Source organism: Microbacterium murale (assembly GCF_030815955.1).
Classification (GTDB): domain Bacteria; phylum Actinomycetota; class Actinomycetes; order Actinomycetales; family Microbacteriaceae; genus Microbacterium; species Microbacterium murale_A.
The window spans coordinates 1,610,118-1,626,244 of record NZ_JAUSXK010000001.1; the positions used below are offsets into that span (position 1 = coordinate 1,610,118).

Below are 16,127 nucleotides of genomic sequence, written 5' to 3' on the forward strand. Positions count from 1 at the left end.
ACAATACGGAAGTTTCAAGAGCTGCCGTCATTCGCTGATGAGATAGCCTGATCGGGAAGTCCTTTCCACCATGTGGATAACTGCGCCGATCCACCCTGTGGACGAGAGCGAATCGAGAGGTTGAGCAATGCCCGCAGCAGCGTCAGACGGAGTGAAGTCCGTCACCCGAGTCTTCGACCTGCTCGAGCTCATCGCCGACGCCGGCGGTGATGTCACACTCAGCGAGCTGTCGGCTTCCGCCGACCTGCCGCTGCCCACGATCCACCGCCTGCTGCGCACGCTCGTCTCACTCGGGTATGCCCGTCAGCTCGCGAATCGGCGCTACGCACTCGGCCCGCGGCTGGTCCGCCTCGGCGAGGCCGCGAACCGCAAGTTCGGCCGGATCGCCATGCCGCAGCTCAAAGACCTCGTCGAACGCCTCGGCGAGACCTCGAACCTCGCCACGATCGATGGCGACCGCGTGATCTACGTGTCGCAGGCGCCGTCTCCGCACGCGATGCGCATGTTCACCGAGGTGGGCCGCCGCTCCTACCTGCACTCCACCGGCGTCGGCAAGGCGATCCTCGCGCAGATGAGCGATGAGGCCGTGCGCGACATCATCTCCCGCACCGGGATGCCGCACGACACCGAGCGCTCGCTCGGAACGATCGATGCGCTGCTCGCCGACCTCGCCGTGACGCGTGAGCGCGGCTATGCGATCGATGACGGCGAGCAGGAGATCGGCGTGCGCTGCTACGCCATGGCAGTGCCGGACATGCCGACGCTCACCGCCGTCTCGGTCTCGGGCCCGGTCGCCCGCGTCGACGAGGGGTTCGCCGAGCGGGCCATCCCCGTGCTGCGCGAGGTCGTCGCTGAGATCTCGGCGCTCTCCAGCGCCTCCTGACGGCGCGACCCCGACGCCCATCGGGTGACCGCGCTGTGCTCAGACGGCGGGCGCCGCGGTGGAGGCGCGCACGATCAATTGCGAGCCGAGCGTGATGTCATCTATGACCGTTCCGACGATCGCCTGCAGCAACAGGTCGACCGCGAGCGCGCCGCTGCGGGCGATCGGCATCCGCACCGTGGTGAGCCCTGGCGTGACCGCACCGGCGAGGTCGATGTCATCGATGCCGACGATGCTGATGTCGGCCGGACACTTCCGGCCGAGTTCCAGTAGCCCCGATTCGAGACCGAGAGCGACGAGGTCGTTGTAGGCGACGACGGCTGTCGCACCGCTCGCTGCGGCAGGCGCTGCGGCGGCGCGACCGCCCTGGATCGATGCCGCCTGATGGTTGAGCGGAGTGAGCCGGATGCCGTGGCGCTCGCACGCTCGCGCGATCGTATCCGCGCGGCGGATGTCGGCCCATGATCCACGGGGACCGGCCGCATACGCGATGTGGGTGTGGCCGAGGGCAGCGAGATGCTCGATCGCCTGGGCGGGACCGTGCTCGGCATCCATCAGCACGCAGGGGGCGCCGTCGATCTGACGATTCACCACGACGTACGGGGTGTCACCGACCAGCTCGAGCACCTCGGCATCGGGCAGACGAGGGGAGCACAGCAGCATGCCGTCGAGCCGACGGGCCTGCTCGATCTGCTCGCGCTCTCTGCGCAAGTCCTCGTCGGCGTCGAACAGCACGATGCGATGACGTCCGTGCCAGGCCTGACCCTGGATCGCCTTGAGCAGGGTGGCGTAGACAGGGTTGGCGACGTCCGGTACGACGACCCCGAAGGTGCGGGTGGCTGTGGCGGACTGCGGTGTCTCGTAACCCAGCTCGCCCGCCGCCTGGAGAACGCGCCCGAGCGTGCCCGGCGCCAGACGGTCCGGCTCTCCGAAGGCACGGGATGCGGTCGCGATGGACACACCTGCATGTCGCGCCACGTCCGTCAGCGTCGCTGCCATCTCGATCTCCCACCCTCGCGACAATCCTACGATCCTCGACTGCGATGCAAATCGGGTTGACGTGTTTGTACAACTCATACATACTAGTTGCACGACGATCAACGCCGATCACCTCAGCGGTGCGCGGCCCAAGCGAAGGAGCCACTGCGTGAGCCTCGAAGCCCCAGTCCTGCGCCGCGCTACCTCGGCGACTGCGGAGCCGCTGGTATCCCCCACAGGCTCCGGCATCCTGCACCTCGGCCTCGGTAGCTTCCACCGAGCGCATCAGGCCGTCTACACGGCTGCCGCACTCCGGGCCGCCGGCGGCGACTGGGGAATCATCGGCGTCGCCTCGCGTTCCCGCTCGATCGCCGATGCACTGCATGCACAGGACTTTCTCTATTCGGTCGCCACGATCGCCCCAGGAAGCACGTCGCTGGTCATCCCCGGCGTGCACACCGACGCCTTCGTCGGTGCCGAGCAACCCGAGCGCGTCGTCGCGCAGATCGCCGACCCCGGCATCCGGATCGTGACCCTGACGGTCACGGAGAACGGCTACAGCTACTCCCCCGCGACACAGCACCTCGACCTCGATGACGAGACCGTGCGAGCCGATCTGCGTGGTGGCGCGCCCCGCTCGACGATCGGTCAGCTCGCCCGCGGCCTTCAGGCCCGTGCCGCGGCTGGCGGCGCACCGATCTCGATCCTCAGCTGTGACAACCTCGCATCCAACGGCACCCACACCGAGAAGCTCGTCCGCGAATTCCTGCACGAGCTCCCTGGGTCCGACGGAGCAGAAGCCCTGGAGTTCCTCGACCGCGCCGTGTCGTTCCCCTCGAGCATGGTCGACCGCATCGTGCCGGCGACCACAGCCGAGCTGCGCACACGGGTCAGCACGCTGCTCGGCGCTCGCGACGACATCCCCGTGCCGGCAGAGCCGTTCACGATGTGGGCGATCGAAGATCGCTTCGCCGGCGGCCGCCCGGCCTGGGAAGCGGGTGGCGCCGTGTTCACCGACGAGGTCGGACGCTACGAGCAGATGAAGGTGCGGCTCCTCAACGGCACGCACTCCCTCATCGCCTACCTCGGCGCGCTGAGCGGCGTCGGCACGATCCCCGAGGCCATCGGACTCGAGAGCATCGAGAGTGCCGCCCGCGCCGTGCTGCGCGACGAGTACGAACCCTCGGTCGAGGTGCCATCGGGATTCGACATCCGCGCGTATGAGAGCGAGCTGTTCGAGCGCTGGGCCAACAGCGCCCTGGGTCACCGCACCAGCCAGGTGGGAACCGACGGCTCGGTCAAGCTGCGCCAGCGCATCCCGGAGCCGGCGCTGCGCGCACTCCGCATGGGCCAGATGCCGCACCTGATCGCGCTGACCGTCGCCGGATATCTGTCGTGCATCGCGCCGCTTGCCGGATTCGACCCCGGACGGCACGCCGCCGCCATGACCGACAGCGCCCGTGAGCGCCTCGCCGGATACGCGGCGAGCGCACGCAACGGCCGCGAGCTGGCGCAGCGCGTGATCGGCGAACTGCACCTCTTCGGTGATGGACTCGGATCACAGGACGCGTTCATCGACCGCGTCGGCGATCTGATCGACATCATTCAGCGGCGCGGCGTCGATGCCGCGATCGCCGATGCCACTTCGGCATCCGAGACCACCACGAAGGAGCTGCAGCCATGAAGGCTCTCGCCATCCACGGCAAGGAAGACATTCGCTGGGAGGACCGCGAGGTTCCGACCCCCGGCAACGGCGAGGTGCGCCTCCGCGTGAGCTACGTGGGCATCTGCGGTTCCGACCTGCACTACTACTTTCACGGCGCCAACGGCGAGTACACGATCCGCGAACCCCTGACCCCGGGTCACGAGATCTCCGGTGTCGTCGACCTCGACCCGTCCGGCCGCCTGGCCCCCGGCACTCCGGTCACGGTGCACCCCGCGCGTTACGGTCCCGCGGTGCCCGGCCTCGAGGAGCACCCGCATCTGCGCTCCGGCGGCGACTACTTCGGCAGCGCCGCAGCGAACCCGCACCGTCAGGGCGGAGCATCCGAGCTGCTGATCGTCGAGGACCACATGATCCGCGTGCTCCCCACCTCGCTGCCCCTCGAACGCGCCGCCCTCGCGGAGCCGCTCGCCGTCGCGATCCACGCCGTGAGCCTCGCCGGCGACATCGGCGGCAAGCGCGTCCTCGTGATCGGCGCCGGCCCCATCGGCCTGCTCGTCGTGGCCGCTGCGATGCACGCGGGGGCTGCCGTCGTCGGCGCCAGCGACGTGCGTCCCGAGCCGCTCGATCGGGCGCGGTCGCTCGGCGCCTCGGAGCTCGCCCTCGTCGGCCGCGACACGATCGAGAGCGAGTCCTACGACGTCGTCTTCGAATGCTCCGGCGTCGGCGTCGCCCTCACTCAGGCCGTCCGTGCCGCCCGCCGCGCGGGAGCCATCGTGCAGGTCGGGATGCTCCCCGACGCCGAGATCGGCGTGAACCTCGCACCCCTGCTGGCCAAAGAGCTCACGATCCGCGGCGCCTTCCGCTTCTCCACCGAAATCGACGACGCCGTCGCCCTGCTGGCCGAATCCGATGCGCTCGATCCGGTCATCTCCCACGTCCTCGCGGCATCCGATGCCGTGCAGGCGTTCGAACTCGCCCGCGACTCGTCCGCTTCGGCCAAGGTCCTCCTGGCCCTCTAGCCCGTTCCCTCCACCCGGCGGCCCCGCCGCACCGTCACACCCCACACCGTTCCTGGTCCGAAGGAGTACCTCCCATGTCAGAACCGCAGATGACGGCCCCGGCCGTCGACCCAGCCGCGAAGAGGTCGGTGCGCGACCTCGTCAGGGCCGCCATCTCCGGATGGCTCGGCACCGCCCTCGAGTTCATGGACTACCAGCTCTATTCGCTGGCTGCAGCGCTCGTCTTCGCCGATCTGTTCTTCTCGTCCGAGAACCCGGCGATCGCGGTCGTCGCGGCGATGGCCACCTACGGCGTCGGCTACGTCGCCCGTCCGGTCGGCGCCTTCTTCTTCGCTCGGCTCGGCGACAAGACCGGCCGCACGAAGGTGCTGTTCTACACGATCCTGCTGATGGGTCTCGCGACCACGCTCATCGGCTTCCTGCCGACGTACTCGCAGGTGGGCATCCTCGCCCCGATCCTTCTCGTGCTGCTGCGCATCGCGCAGGGCTTCGGTGCCGGAGCGGAGATCTCCGGTGCCGGTGTCATGCTCGCCGAGTACGCGCCGGCGAAGCGTCGAGGCATCATCGCCTCGCTCGTCGCCCTCGGCACGAACTGCGGCACGCTGCTGGCCTCGGGCATCTGGGCCATCCTCCTCTTCGCATACAGCGAGGACGAGGTCATCGCCTGGGCGTGGCGCATACCCTTCATCGCCAGCGCAGTCATCATGCTGTTCGCGATCTGGGTGCGCTTCAACCTCAAGGAGACCCCGGTCTTCGAGGAACGCGACGACGTCGTCGACGGCAAGGCCCTCTCGCGCGACGAGGCTGTGAAGCTCGCCACCGAGACCAACGACATCCGCACGCTCGAGGCCATGCAGCGCAAGCCATGGAAGGCGTTCTCGATCGCGCTCCTGCTGCGCTTCGGCCAGGCCGGCAACTCGGGAATGATCCAGACCTACCTCATCAGCTACATCACCGTCGTGCTGCTGCTGGATCGCTCGATCGGCGTGAACGCCGTGATCGTCTCCTCGCTCGTCGCCTTCATCACGGTGCCGCTGTCGGGCTGGCTCGGCGACCGCTTCGGCCGCAAGCGGATGTACCTGATCTGGGCGATCATCGCGCTGATCGTCATCGTCCCGACGATGCTCATGATCAGCAGCAAGGACACCGTGCAGGTCTTCGTCGGCTATGTCGTGCTGCACAACCTCGCCGTGATGAGCTTCGCGTCGCTGGAGAACCTGACGCTGCCCGAGCTCTTCGGTTCCCGCAACCGGTACACCTTCACGGCCATGGCCCGTGAGATCGCCGCGATCGTCGCGACCGGCGCAGGCCCCGTCATCGCCGCCGCGTGGGTCTCGGCCGTCACCGGCTCGTTCATCCCGATCATCATCATGCTCATGATCTTCACGCTGAGCGCACTCATCGCCGCCATCTGGATGCCCGAGGTCGCCGGACGCGACCTCACGGACCCGCGCGACGCGATCTGACCGAGCAGCTCACCACGACCACGGGTGCGGGCGCCCGAACGCCCGCACCCCGCACTTCCAGGAGAACGACATGACCATCGAGATCGCCGACGTCATCATCACCAGCCCCGGCCGCAACTTCGTCACGCTCAAGATCACGACCTCCGACGGTATCGTCGGCTGGGGCGACGCGACGCTCAACGGACGCGAGCTCGCCGTCGCGTCGTACCTCTCCGACCACGTCGCATCGACGCTCGTCGGCCGCGACGAAGACCGCATCGAGGACACCTGGCAGTACCTCTACCGCGGACCGTACTGGCGCCGTGGTCCGGTCACGATGGCCGCGATCGCCGCAGTCGACATGGCACTGTGGGACATCAAGGCCAAGAAGGCCGGGATGCCGCTGTACCAGCTGCTCGGCGGCGCGAGCCGCGAGGGCGTCCGCGTCTACGCGCACGCCTCGGGCACGGACTACGCCGCCCTCAAGAACGCGATCTCGGGATACGAGGAGCTGGGCTTCACCGCCGTACGCGTGCAGACGGGCGTGCCAGGGCTCGGCCAGATCTACGGCGTCTCAGCCGCAGGCCCCGGCGTGCGCTACGACTACGAGCCCGCCAAGCGCTCCGGCGACCGCCCGAGCGAGGAGTCGTGGGACACCCGCAACTACCTCAACCACATGCCGGGAATCTTCGCGCAGATCCGCGAGGACTTCGGCAGCGATCTGCGCATCCTCCACGACGGGCACCACCGGATGTCCCCGATCGAGGCCGCCCGATTCGCGAAGGACATCGAGCCGTACGACCTTTTCTGGCTCGAGGACTGCACCCCTGGTGAGGACCAGACGGCACTGCGTCTCGTGCGCCAGCACTCCACGACGCCGCTCGCGATCGGCGAGGTCTTCAACTCGGTCTTCGACTACCAGACCCTCATCACTGAGCGTCTGATCGACTACGTGCGTTCGGCCGTCACCCACACCGGCGGCATCACCGCGATGAAGAAGCTGCTCGACTTCGCCGCGATCTACGGCATCAAGTCCGGCATCCACGGGCCGACCGACATCTCGCCGGTCGGCATGGCCGCCGCCCTGCACCTCGATCTTGCGATCCACAACTTCGGCATTCAGGAGTACATGCCGCACAACGAGCAGACGCTCGAGGTGTTCCAGACCTCGTTCACGTTCGATCGGGGCTTCCTGCACCCCGGCGACCAGCCCGGTCTCGGCGTCGAACTCGACGAGGATGCCGCCGCCGGCCACGAGTACACCAAGGCCTACCTGCCGGTGAACCGCCTGCTCGACGGCACTGTGCACGATTGGTGATGACGGTTTCGCCGAGCACGACCATCCGGTGCTGCGAGTCCGTCAGCGACGGACGTCGTAGACGAGCTTCACCACTCCATTGGCGTAGACCGCGGAGTCGCGCAGCCTCAGCCCGCGGCGATCGGCACCGCTCGCGCTGAAGATCGTCTTGCCCCCTGGCAGGAGATACGGGAACATCAGCAGGTTGTAGCGGTCGATGAGGCCCGCTTCACCCAGGTGAAGGGCGAGATCGGCGCTGCCGTGGATGAAGATGGCACCCCCGTCGGTCTGCTTCAGGTCGGCGACGTCCTCGGTGGTGCGCAGGACTTTCGTCGTACCCCAGCCGTCGACCAGAGCGTCGTCGGCGAGCGTCGTGGATGCGACGTACTTCGGCAGGTCCCGGTAGGCCGCGTGATCGGGCGACGTCGGCCAGAAGGTCGAGAACGCCTCGTAACTGTTACGGCCGAACAGCAGAGCCGTCGTCTCCTCGAGCTCTTCCGCCTTCAGCGAGTACGCATCGGGCACGAACTCGGTGTCGAATACCCAGCCTCCGCCCTGGTGCCCCTCGGCCGTGCTGCCGGGAGAGTCGATCGCGCCGTCGAGGGCATGGTCCGACACGCACTTGACCGCGCCCCGAGTCCGTCATATCCTTTCCATGGAACAGAATAGTGTTTCCGAATAACGGAAACAGGACAATCTGTTTGGCCCCCACCCGGCATCGTCGGGCGCTTAGACTCGCATCATTGGATCCGGATCGGCGCCCGCGCCCTGCAGCAACGCCGGATCTGAGGAGATCTACCAATGAATGACATCGCCGTCAACGTCAACGGGAACAGCCGGCCGCTCGCGGGCACCCCCGCCCACACCACCGCCTTGGACTGGCTGCGCAGCACCGGACTCTCCGGCGCCAAAGAAGGCTGCGCCGAGGGCGAATGCGGCGCGTGCGCCGTGCTCCTGGCAACGCCGACCACCGAAGGCGGCACCGCGTGGACGTCGGTGAACTCCTGCCTGGTACCGGTGTACGCCTTGAACGGTCAGGAGATCGTCACCTCCGAAGGGCTCGGCAGCCCTGATGCGCTGCATCCCGTCCAGGAGAAGCTCGCCGAGGCCGGCGGCTCGCAGTGCGGTTACTGCACTCCGGGGTTCGCCTGCAGCATGGCCGGCGAGTTCTACCGCGGCGATCGCAAGGCAGTGGATGCGAACGACGCTGAGGCCGACGAGGACTGCCCGGTGCACGATGCGGAGCACGGACCGAACGGATTCGACCTGCACGCGCTGAGCGGGAACCTCTGCCGATGCACCGGCTATCGCCCGATCCGCGACGCCGCGTATGCCTTGGGCTCGCCGGAGAGCGACGATCCCCTCCAGCAGCGGCTCGCCGATCCTGCACCCGTGCCGGTCGCCACGGCCGCGACGGTCGACGGGTCCCGCTTCATCCGTCCGGCATCCCTCGACGAGACCCTGCGCCTCCTGCGGGACGAACCGGATGCCCTCCTCGTCGCCGGTTCGACCGACTGGGGCGTCGAGGTGAACATCCGCGGCTCCCGTGCACCGCTCGTGGTCGCGATCGAGCATCACGAAGAACTGCGCACGCTCGTCGTCGGCGACGATGAGATCGAGATCGGCGCGGCCCTCCCGCTCTCAGAAGTCGAGACGCGCCTGAACGGCAGCGTGCCGCTGCTCGCGCAGCTGTTCCCGCAGTTCGCGTCCCGGTTGATCCGCAACCGCGGAACCTTCGGCGGCAACCTCGGCACCGGATCGCCGATCGGCGACACTCCACCAGCCCTGCTCGCTCTCGGCGCCCGCGTGGTGCTGACGTCCGTTGACGGTGAGCGCGAGGTCGACCTGGCCGAGTACTTCACCGGATACCGCCAGTCGGTCAGGCGTGCAGACGAGCTGATCCGCGCCGTGCGCATCCCCCTGCCACTGGCCAAGGTGACCTCCTTCCAGAAGATCGCGAAGCGCCGCTTCGACGACATCTCCAGCGTCGCCGTCGCGTTCGCCCTCGACATCGAGGACGGCATCGTCACGGCGGCGAAGATCGGACTCGGCGGTGTGGCCGCTACTCCGCTGCGCGCACGTGCGACGGAAGAGATGCTGATCGGTCGAGAGTGGAACGTCGCAACAGTCCGCGCAGCATCCGAGATCCTCGGCGGCGAAGGCACCCCGATGTCCGACCACCGTGCGAGCTCGGAGTACCGCGCGCTCATGCTCAACACCGCGCTGCTGAAGCTGTACAGCACGGCCGTCATCGAGTCGAAGGAGGTGTCGGCATGAGTGCTCTCGCCGACCGTCCGGCCAACCCCGTCGTCGGGATCCGCGCCGCCCACGAGAGCGCCGCACTGCACGTCACCGGTGCCGCCATGTACACCGACGATCTCGCCGCGCACACCGCCGGCGTGCTCACGGCCTGGCCGGTGCAGTCCACGAACGCGCACGCCAAAGTCACCCTTGACGTCTCCGGCGCATACGAAGTGCCAGGGGTCGTCCGCGTGCTCACCGCCGACGACGTTCCCGGCGTCAACGACGCAGGCATCAAGCACGACGAACCGCTCTTCCCCGACGAGGCGATGTTCTACGGACACGCCCTGGTCTGGGTGCTCGGCGAGACTCAGGAGGCCGCCAGGCTCGGTGCCGCCGCCGTCAAGGTCGAGTACGACCCCCTGCCGTCGTTGATCACCGTGCAGGACGCCATCGACGCCGACTCGTTCCAAGGCATCGCGCGCACCGTCGAACGCGGAGACGCGGCATCCGCCCTGGCATCCGCTGCGCACGTCTTCGAAGGCGTGAGCGAGTTCGGCGGCCAGGAGCACTTCTACCTCGAGACGCAGGCATCGTTCGCGACGCTCGACTCAGAGGGCCAGTACTTCGTGCAGTGCTCGACGCAGCACCCGTCCGAGACGCAGGACATCGTCGCGCACGTGCTCGACCTGCCGGCGAACCAGGTCACCGTGCAGTCGCTGCGCATGGGCGGCGCGTTCGGCGGCAAGGAGATGCAGTCGCACGGTTTCGCGGCGATCGCCGCGCTCGGCGCCAAGCTCACCGGCCGGCCGGTGCGGCTGCGCCTGAACCGCACGCAGGACATCACGATGACCGGCAAGCGGCATCCGTTCCACATCTCCTGGAAGGTCGGCTTCGACGCCGACGGCATGCTGCAGGGCCTGGATGCCGTGCTCACCTGCGACGGCGGCTGGAGCCTCGACCTCTCCGAGCCGGTGCTCGGCCGGGCGCTCTGCCACCTCGACAACGCCTACTGGATCCCCAACGTGCATGCCCACGGACGGATCGTGAAGACCAACAAGGCGTCGAACACCGCCTTCCGCGGCTTCGGCGGCCCCCAGGGAGTGTTCCTCATCGAGGACATCCTCGGCCGCGTCGCCCCCGCGCTCGGAATCGACCCGCTCGCACTCCGGGAGAAGAATTTCTACCGGGCGGGTCAGAGCACGCCGTACGGACAGCTCGTGAAGGATGCTGATCGCCTCGGCACGATCTGGAACCAGCTGCGCGACGAAGCGGACATCGATGAGCGCCGGGCGGAGATCGCGAAGTTCAATGCAGGCAGTGCCCACTCCAAGCGCGCGCTCTCGGTGACGCCGATCAAGTTCGGCATCTCATTCAACTTCGCCGCCTTCAACCAGGCCGGCGCCCTCGTGCACGTGTACAAGGACGGATCGGTGCTGATCAATCACGGCGGCACCGAAATGGGCCAGGGGCTGCACACCAAGATGATGCAGGTCGCGGCCACCGCGCTGGGCCTCGAGCTTCACCAGGTGCGGCTCGCGCCCACTCGTACCGACAAGGTTCCCAACACCTCTGCCACTGCGGCATCATCCGGCGCCGACCTCAACGGCGGTGCCGTGAAGAACGCCTGCGAGCAGATCCGTGAGCGCATGGCGGCTGTCGCAGGGCGCCTGCTGAACGTCGATGAGCGCGATGTCCGCTTCGAAGGCGGCTACGTGACGGGGCTCGGCAACATCGAGCAGCGCCTGACGTTCGGCGAGGTCGCTAATGCCGCCTACCTGCAGCGCGTGCAGCTGTTCGCGGCCGGCTATTACCGCACAGAGGGCCTGCACTGGAATCCCGAGATCATGCAGGGCTCGCCGTTCAAGTACTTCGCGTACGGCAGTGCGGCCACCGAGGTCGAGGTGGACGAGTTCACCGGTGCGTACACCGTGCGGCGCGTGGACATCGTGCACGATGTGGGCGACTCGCTCTCGCCCATGCTCGACATCGGCCAGATCGAGGGCGCGTACGTGCAAGGCGTCGGCTGGCTGACGCTCGAGGAACTGCGCTGGGACACCAGCGACGGCCCGAACCGCGGACGCCTGCAGACGCAGTCGGCGTCGACGTACAAGCTGCCGAGTTTCTCGGAGATGCCCTCGGAGTTCAATGTGCGGCTGTTCGAGGACGCCCGCGAGGACGGCGCGGTCTACGGATCCAAGGCCGTCGGAGAGCCGCCGTTCATGCTCGCGTTCAGCGCGCGTGAGGCGATCCGCGAAGCCGTCGGCGCGTTCGGGCCCGAGGGCCACATGGTCGAGCTGGGGTCGCCTGCGACACCGGAGGCCGTGTTCTGGGCCGTCCGCGCCGTGCAGCAGGCTGCCACGGACGCGGCCGTCACGCCGGATCGCGCCGGCGCCCACGAACTCGCCGCCATTCGCTGAACGGGGCACGGGATGGACTGGCTCGACGCTCTTCAGGATCTGCGCACGCGGCGCGTTCCTGCCGTCGTCGTGACCATGGCCCTCGTACGCGGTCACGCGCCCCGCAACGGCGGCGCGAAGATGGTGGTCTCCCCTGATGACGTGTTCGGCACGATCGGTGGCGGCAATCTCGAGGCCACCGCGATCGATCGAGCCCGTGCGATGCTCGCCTCCGGCGCGGCTGAGCCTGAGCTGCTCACGCTCACGCTCAGCGACAAGGCGACGACGGAGTACGGCGTGCAGTGCTGCGGAGGAGAGGTCACGATGATGCTCGAGCCGATGCGGGTGGTACCCGTGGTCGCGATCTTCGGCGTGGGCCACGTCGGGCTGGAGCTCGCGCGCGTGCTCGCGCGGCACGAGATCGATCTGCACCTGATCGATTCCCGACCCGAGATGCTCGCGCCTTCGCGGCTGGGCGAGCCGGGGCGCGACGGCGTCTTCGGCGATGCTGTCGCACGGGTCCGCATCACGCACTCGCCCGTCCCCGAGGCTGCGCTCTCCGCGCTGCCGGCCGGCGCGCACGTGCTGGTGATGACCCACGATCATGTCGAAGACCTCGCCGTCGTCGACCAGTCGCTCCGCACCGACGGCATCCGCTCGATCGGCCTGATCGGCTCATCCTCGAAATGGGCGCGCTTCCGCAAGAAACTCACCGAGCTCGGCCAGAGCGACGCCGACCTCGCTCGTGTCACCACACCGATCGGCGTGCCGGAGGTGACGGGAAAGCAGCCGGCGGTCATCGCCGTCAGCGTCGCCGCCCGAATCCTTCAGCTCATCGACGAGGCGGCTCCGGTCGCCGTCCAGGATGATCAGGGCGATGAACCGGATGCCGTGAACGAGGCCGCTTCATGAGCGACGCCCCGCTCGCCTCTGCGATCGTCACGGGCGCGGGCAGCGGCATCGGACGCGCCATTGCGCGCGCCCTTCTCGCTGCCGGCTTCGGCGTGACCCTGGCAGGGCGGCGCAGCGCTCCGTTGCGGGAAACGGCCGCGGTCGACGGCGCCCCGCACACCGACGGCCTCATCGTCGAGACCGACATCACCGACCGTGCGCAGGTGGAGCGGCTCCTCGGCCGCCATGTGGAGCGCTTCGGCCGCCTCGACGTGCTGGTGAACAATGCCGGCGTCTTCGGCCCGAACGCCGACATCGGCGACCTCGCACCCTCCGAGTGGGAATCGACGCTCGCGGTCAATCTCACCGGGGCGATGCTCTGCGCAGGGGCGGCCTTCCGGCAGATGCGGTCGCAGTCCCCCGCGGGTGGTCGCATCATCAACAACGGGTCGATCTCGGCGCAGACGCCGCGCCCACGTTCGGTCGCCTATACGACGACCAAGCATGCGATCGCGGGGCTGACGAAGTCCATCGAGCTCGACGGACGCCCGCACCGGATCACTGCGACCCAGCTCGACATCGGCAACGCCCGCACCGAGCTGATCGATCGGCTCGTCGCAGACGGCGCTCTGCAGGCCGACGGGTCACGTCGTCAGGAGCCGACGATGGATGCCACCCACGTCGCCGACTTCGTGGTCCAGCTCGCACGCATGCCGCTCGAGGTCAGCGTGCCCCAGCTGACGGTCACCGCAACGGGCATGCCGTTCATCGGCCGCGGCTGACGGCTCGACCTGTGGGGGCACGCAAGAACAGTTTCCCGGGTTCGGGTGCGATCGCACCCCGGAAACCCTTCTCCCATCCGTGGCCATCCCGAGAACGGCCACAGCACGAACTGCCCCAGCAGACCCGATCTCCGGCCGGATGCGGGAAGAGTTTCCGGGGTCCCGGTGCGTTCGGAGCCGGGAAATCCTTCTCGGCTGGGTTCGGATGCCGGAACACGCGGATGCCGTGGACACGCGGATGCCGCGTACGCGACTGTGCCCGGCACCACGCGAGCGGAACCGGGCACAGAGCGGGACCTACTCAGCCGCCGAGAAGCGTCTCGATAGGCCCGCGCACGAAATAGAGCGTGAAGCCCGCCGCGACGATCCACATCAGCCAGTGCACCTTCCTGGCGCGGCCGGAGAGCGCATTGACCAGGGCCCAGGAGATGAAGCCGACGCCGATGCCGTTGGCGATCGAGTAGGTCAGCGGCATCGTCACGATCGTGAGGAAGACCGGAAGCGCCACAGCGAACTTGGTGAACTTGATCTCCTTCACCTGTGCCATCATCATCGCGCCCACGACCACCAGCGCCGCAGATCCGACTTCGATCGGCACCACGAGCGTGAGCGGCGTGAAGAACATCGACAGCAGGAACAGCACACCGACGACGACCGACGAGAGACCGGTGCGGGCACCCTCGCCGATACCGGAAGCGCTGTCGACGAAGACCGTGTTCGACGACGTCGACGTCGCACCACCGGCGACCGCACCCAGACCCTCGACGACGAAGGCGGAGCGCAGACGAGGGAAAGTGCCGTCCTTGTACGCGAGACCCGAGTTCTTGGCGAGACCGGTCATCGTGCCCATGGCGTCGAAGAAGTTCGAGAACACGAGGGTGAACACCAGCATCGTCGCGGCAAGGGCGCCGATGCGCCCGAACGAACCGAACAGGTCGAACTGGCCGACCAGTCCGAAGTCGGGGATCGTGACGAACGACGTCGGAAGCTCTGGGATGGTCATGTGCCATCCGCCCGGGCCGTCTGCGCTCGAGCCGAGCTTGAGGAAGGACTGCGCGACGATCGCGATGACCGTCGACGCGACGATGCCGATCAGGATGCCGCCAGGCACCTTGCGCGCCACCAGCACACCGATGAGGATCAGGCCGATGAGGAAGATGAACGTCGGCACTGAAGTGATAGAGCCGCCGTCGCCGAGCTGCACCGGCGGGCCACCGGGAGTGCGACTCACGAAGCCCGAGTCGACGAAGCCGATGAACGCGATGAACAAGCCGATGCCGACCGTGATGGCCGCCTTCAGCGCGTGCGGCACGGCGTTGAAGATCGCTGTCCGGATGCCGGTGGCTCCGAACAGCACGATGAGGATGCCGTTGATCACGACGAGTCCCATGGCCTCCGGCCAGGTCACCTGACCGACGACGGCCACCGCGAGGAAGGAGTTGATGCCGAGGCCCGCGGCGAGCGCGAACGGAAGGCGGGCGATCACGCCGAAGAGGATCGTCATGACGCCGGCGGTGAGACCGGTCGCGGCACCGATCTGCGCACTCTGCAGCGCGTTTCCTGCGACATCCTCCACGCCGCCGAGGATGAGCGGATTCAGTATGACGATGTACGCCATGGTGACGAACGTGACGACGCCCCCGCGGATCTCACGAGCGACGGTGGAGCCGCGCTGAGTGATCTCGAAGAACCGGTCGAGCGCGTTCTTCGGCTTCGCATCGACCGTGGTCGTGGCGCCGGTGGGCAGCGGTGGATGCTCCGGTGGAAGCGACGAGGCTTCGCCGGAGTCGTCGCGCGTTGAAGTTGGTGAAGACATCGTTGGCTCCAGTCGGTGGATCGGGTAGGCAGTCGGGGGTCAGTACTCGGTACGAGTGGCCGTCTGCGTCCATTCGGTGAAAGCGGCGACGCGCTGTGCCGGCGGAAGAGGCTCCTGTGCGACCGGCATGATCGCCCGGTCTTGCGCTCCCCCTTCGAAATAGCGGTAGAAGACGGCATCATCGAAGCCTGCGTCGGCGGCGTCGTTGCGGTCGGCGGCGAAATAGACCTTCTCGACCCGCGCCCACAGCGAGGAGGCGAGACACATCGGGCACGGCTCGCAGCTCGTGTAGAGCACGGCACCGCTCAGGTCGAAGGTGCCCAGCGCCTGACAGGCATTCCGAATGGCGGTGACCTCGGCATGGGCTGAAGGGTCGAGGTTGGCGGTGACGCGGTTGACGCCTTCGAAGACGCGCCCGTCGGCCGAGACGATGATGGCGCCGAACGGCCCGCCTTCGTTCCGGACGTTCTCGGTCGCGAGCTCCACTGCACGGGCCAGGTATTCAGCCGGTGTCGGTTCGGCGTCTGCGGCCGCTGATTCAGTGGACGTGGTGATACCGATCGTGTCCATGTTGGAGAGTCCCTTGCGTTGAACGCTGATGCAACGAGGTCACGCCGGGTGTTTCGCGCGATCCTCGTCGATCCGCTGGATTCTGGTTTCTTCCCTGCCCGTTCTTCGCGGGTCGCGGGGCTATCCGACACTAACAGCGA

At 67.7% G+C, this 16,127-nt stretch carries 13 protein-coding genes; 9 read left to right on the forward strand and 4 right to left on the reverse strand.

The window, feature by feature from the left end:
• Window positions 1-127: 127 nt before the first annotated feature.
• Entirely contained in the window at window positions 128-883 is a 756-nt protein-coding gene (locus tag QFZ46_RS07905) for an IclR family transcriptional regulator (protein WP_307360138.1), read from the forward strand.
• Window positions 884-922: 39 nt separating this feature from the next.
• On the opposite strand, the gene QFZ46_RS07910 is transcribed toward QFZ46_RS07905, so the two are convergent.
• Window positions 923-1,882 carry a LacI family DNA-binding transcriptional regulator gene (locus tag QFZ46_RS07910; protein WP_307360139.1) on the reverse strand — a complete coding sequence of 320 codons (960 nt, stop codon included), beginning with the start codon at window positions 1,880-1,882 and terminating at the stop codon, window positions 923-925.
• A gap of 148 nt (window positions 1,883-2,030) precedes the next feature.
• On the opposite strand from QFZ46_RS07910, the gene QFZ46_RS07915 reads away from it, so the two are divergent.
• The 4 genes from QFZ46_RS07915 (at window position 2,031) to manD (ending at window position 7,309) form a co-directional block, all read left to right on the forward strand.
• Window positions 2,031-3,545 (forward strand): mannitol dehydrogenase family protein, encoded by a 1,515-nt coding sequence (locus QFZ46_RS07915; RefSeq protein ID WP_307360141.1) that lies wholly within the window; start codon window positions 2,031-2,033, stop codon window positions 3,543-3,545.
• Window positions 3,542-4,546, forward strand: a complete 1,005-nt coding sequence (locus tag QFZ46_RS07920) for a zinc-binding dehydrogenase (protein ID WP_307360143.1) — start codon at window positions 3,542-3,544, stop codon at window positions 4,544-4,546. The genes QFZ46_RS07915 and QFZ46_RS07920 overlap by 4 nt, the downstream gene beginning before the upstream one ends.
• Before the next feature lie 74 nt (window positions 4,547-4,620).
• Window positions 4,621-6,012, forward strand: a complete 1,392-nt coding sequence (locus QFZ46_RS07925; RefSeq protein ID WP_307360144.1) for an MFS transporter — start codon at window positions 4,621-4,623, stop codon at window positions 6,010-6,012.
• A gap of 70 nt (window positions 6,013-6,082) precedes the next feature.
• Window positions 6,083-7,309, forward strand: a complete 1,227-nt coding sequence (manD, locus tag QFZ46_RS07930) for a D-mannonate dehydratase ManD (RefSeq protein ID WP_307360145.1) — start codon at window positions 6,083-6,085, stop codon at window positions 7,307-7,309.
• A gap of 42 nt (window positions 7,310-7,351) precedes the next feature.
• Here manD and QFZ46_RS07935 read toward each other — a convergent pair whose 3' ends face one another.
• On the reverse strand, window positions 7,352-7,906 hold the full coding sequence (locus QFZ46_RS07935; RefSeq protein WP_307360147.1) for a dihydrofolate reductase family protein: 555 nt from the start codon (window positions 7,904-7,906) through the stop codon (window positions 7,352-7,354).
• 183 nt (window positions 7,907-8,089) lie between these two features.
• On the opposite strand from QFZ46_RS07935, the gene QFZ46_RS07940 reads away from it, so the two are divergent.
• Genes QFZ46_RS07940 through QFZ46_RS07955 form a run of 4 tightly spaced genes read left to right on the forward strand, consistent with a single transcriptional unit; the run spans window position 8,090 to window position 13,601 of the window.
• Window positions 8,090-9,565 (forward strand): xanthine dehydrogenase small subunit, encoded by a 1,476-nt coding sequence (locus tag QFZ46_RS07940; RefSeq protein WP_307360149.1) that lies wholly within the window; start codon window positions 8,090-8,092, stop codon window positions 9,563-9,565.
• Complete coding sequence (gene xdhB / locus QFZ46_RS07945; RefSeq protein ID WP_307360150.1) at window positions 9,562-11,949, forward strand: xanthine dehydrogenase molybdopterin binding subunit; 2,388 nt, start codon at window positions 9,562-9,564, stop codon at window positions 11,947-11,949. The genes QFZ46_RS07940 and xdhB overlap by 4 nt, the downstream gene beginning before the upstream one ends.
• A 12-nt stretch (window positions 11,950-11,961) precedes the next feature.
• Window positions 11,962-12,840 (forward strand): xanthine dehydrogenase accessory protein XdhC, encoded by an 879-nt coding sequence (xdhC, locus tag QFZ46_RS07950; RefSeq protein WP_307360152.1) that lies wholly within the window; start codon window positions 11,962-11,964, stop codon window positions 12,838-12,840.
• Window positions 12,837-13,601 carry an SDR family oxidoreductase gene (locus tag QFZ46_RS07955; RefSeq protein ID WP_307360153.1) on the forward strand — a complete coding sequence of 255 codons (765 nt, stop codon included), beginning with the start codon at window positions 12,837-12,839 and terminating at the stop codon, window positions 13,599-13,601. The genes xdhC and QFZ46_RS07955 overlap by 4 nt, the downstream gene beginning before the upstream one ends.
• A 301-nt stretch (window positions 13,602-13,902) precedes the next feature.
• Here QFZ46_RS07955 and QFZ46_RS07960 read toward each other — a convergent pair whose 3' ends face one another.
• Window positions 13,903-15,417: an NCS2 family permease gene (locus tag QFZ46_RS07960; RefSeq protein ID WP_307360156.1), complete on the reverse strand. Its 1,515-nt coding sequence runs from the start codon at window positions 15,415-15,417 to the stop codon at window positions 13,903-13,905.
• A 39-nt stretch (window positions 15,418-15,456) separates the two neighbouring features.
• On the reverse strand, window positions 15,457-15,987 hold the full coding sequence (locus QFZ46_RS07965) for a nucleoside deaminase (protein WP_307360158.1): 531 nt from the start codon (window positions 15,985-15,987) through the stop codon (window positions 15,457-15,459).
• Window positions 15,988-16,127 lie beyond the last annotated feature (140 nt).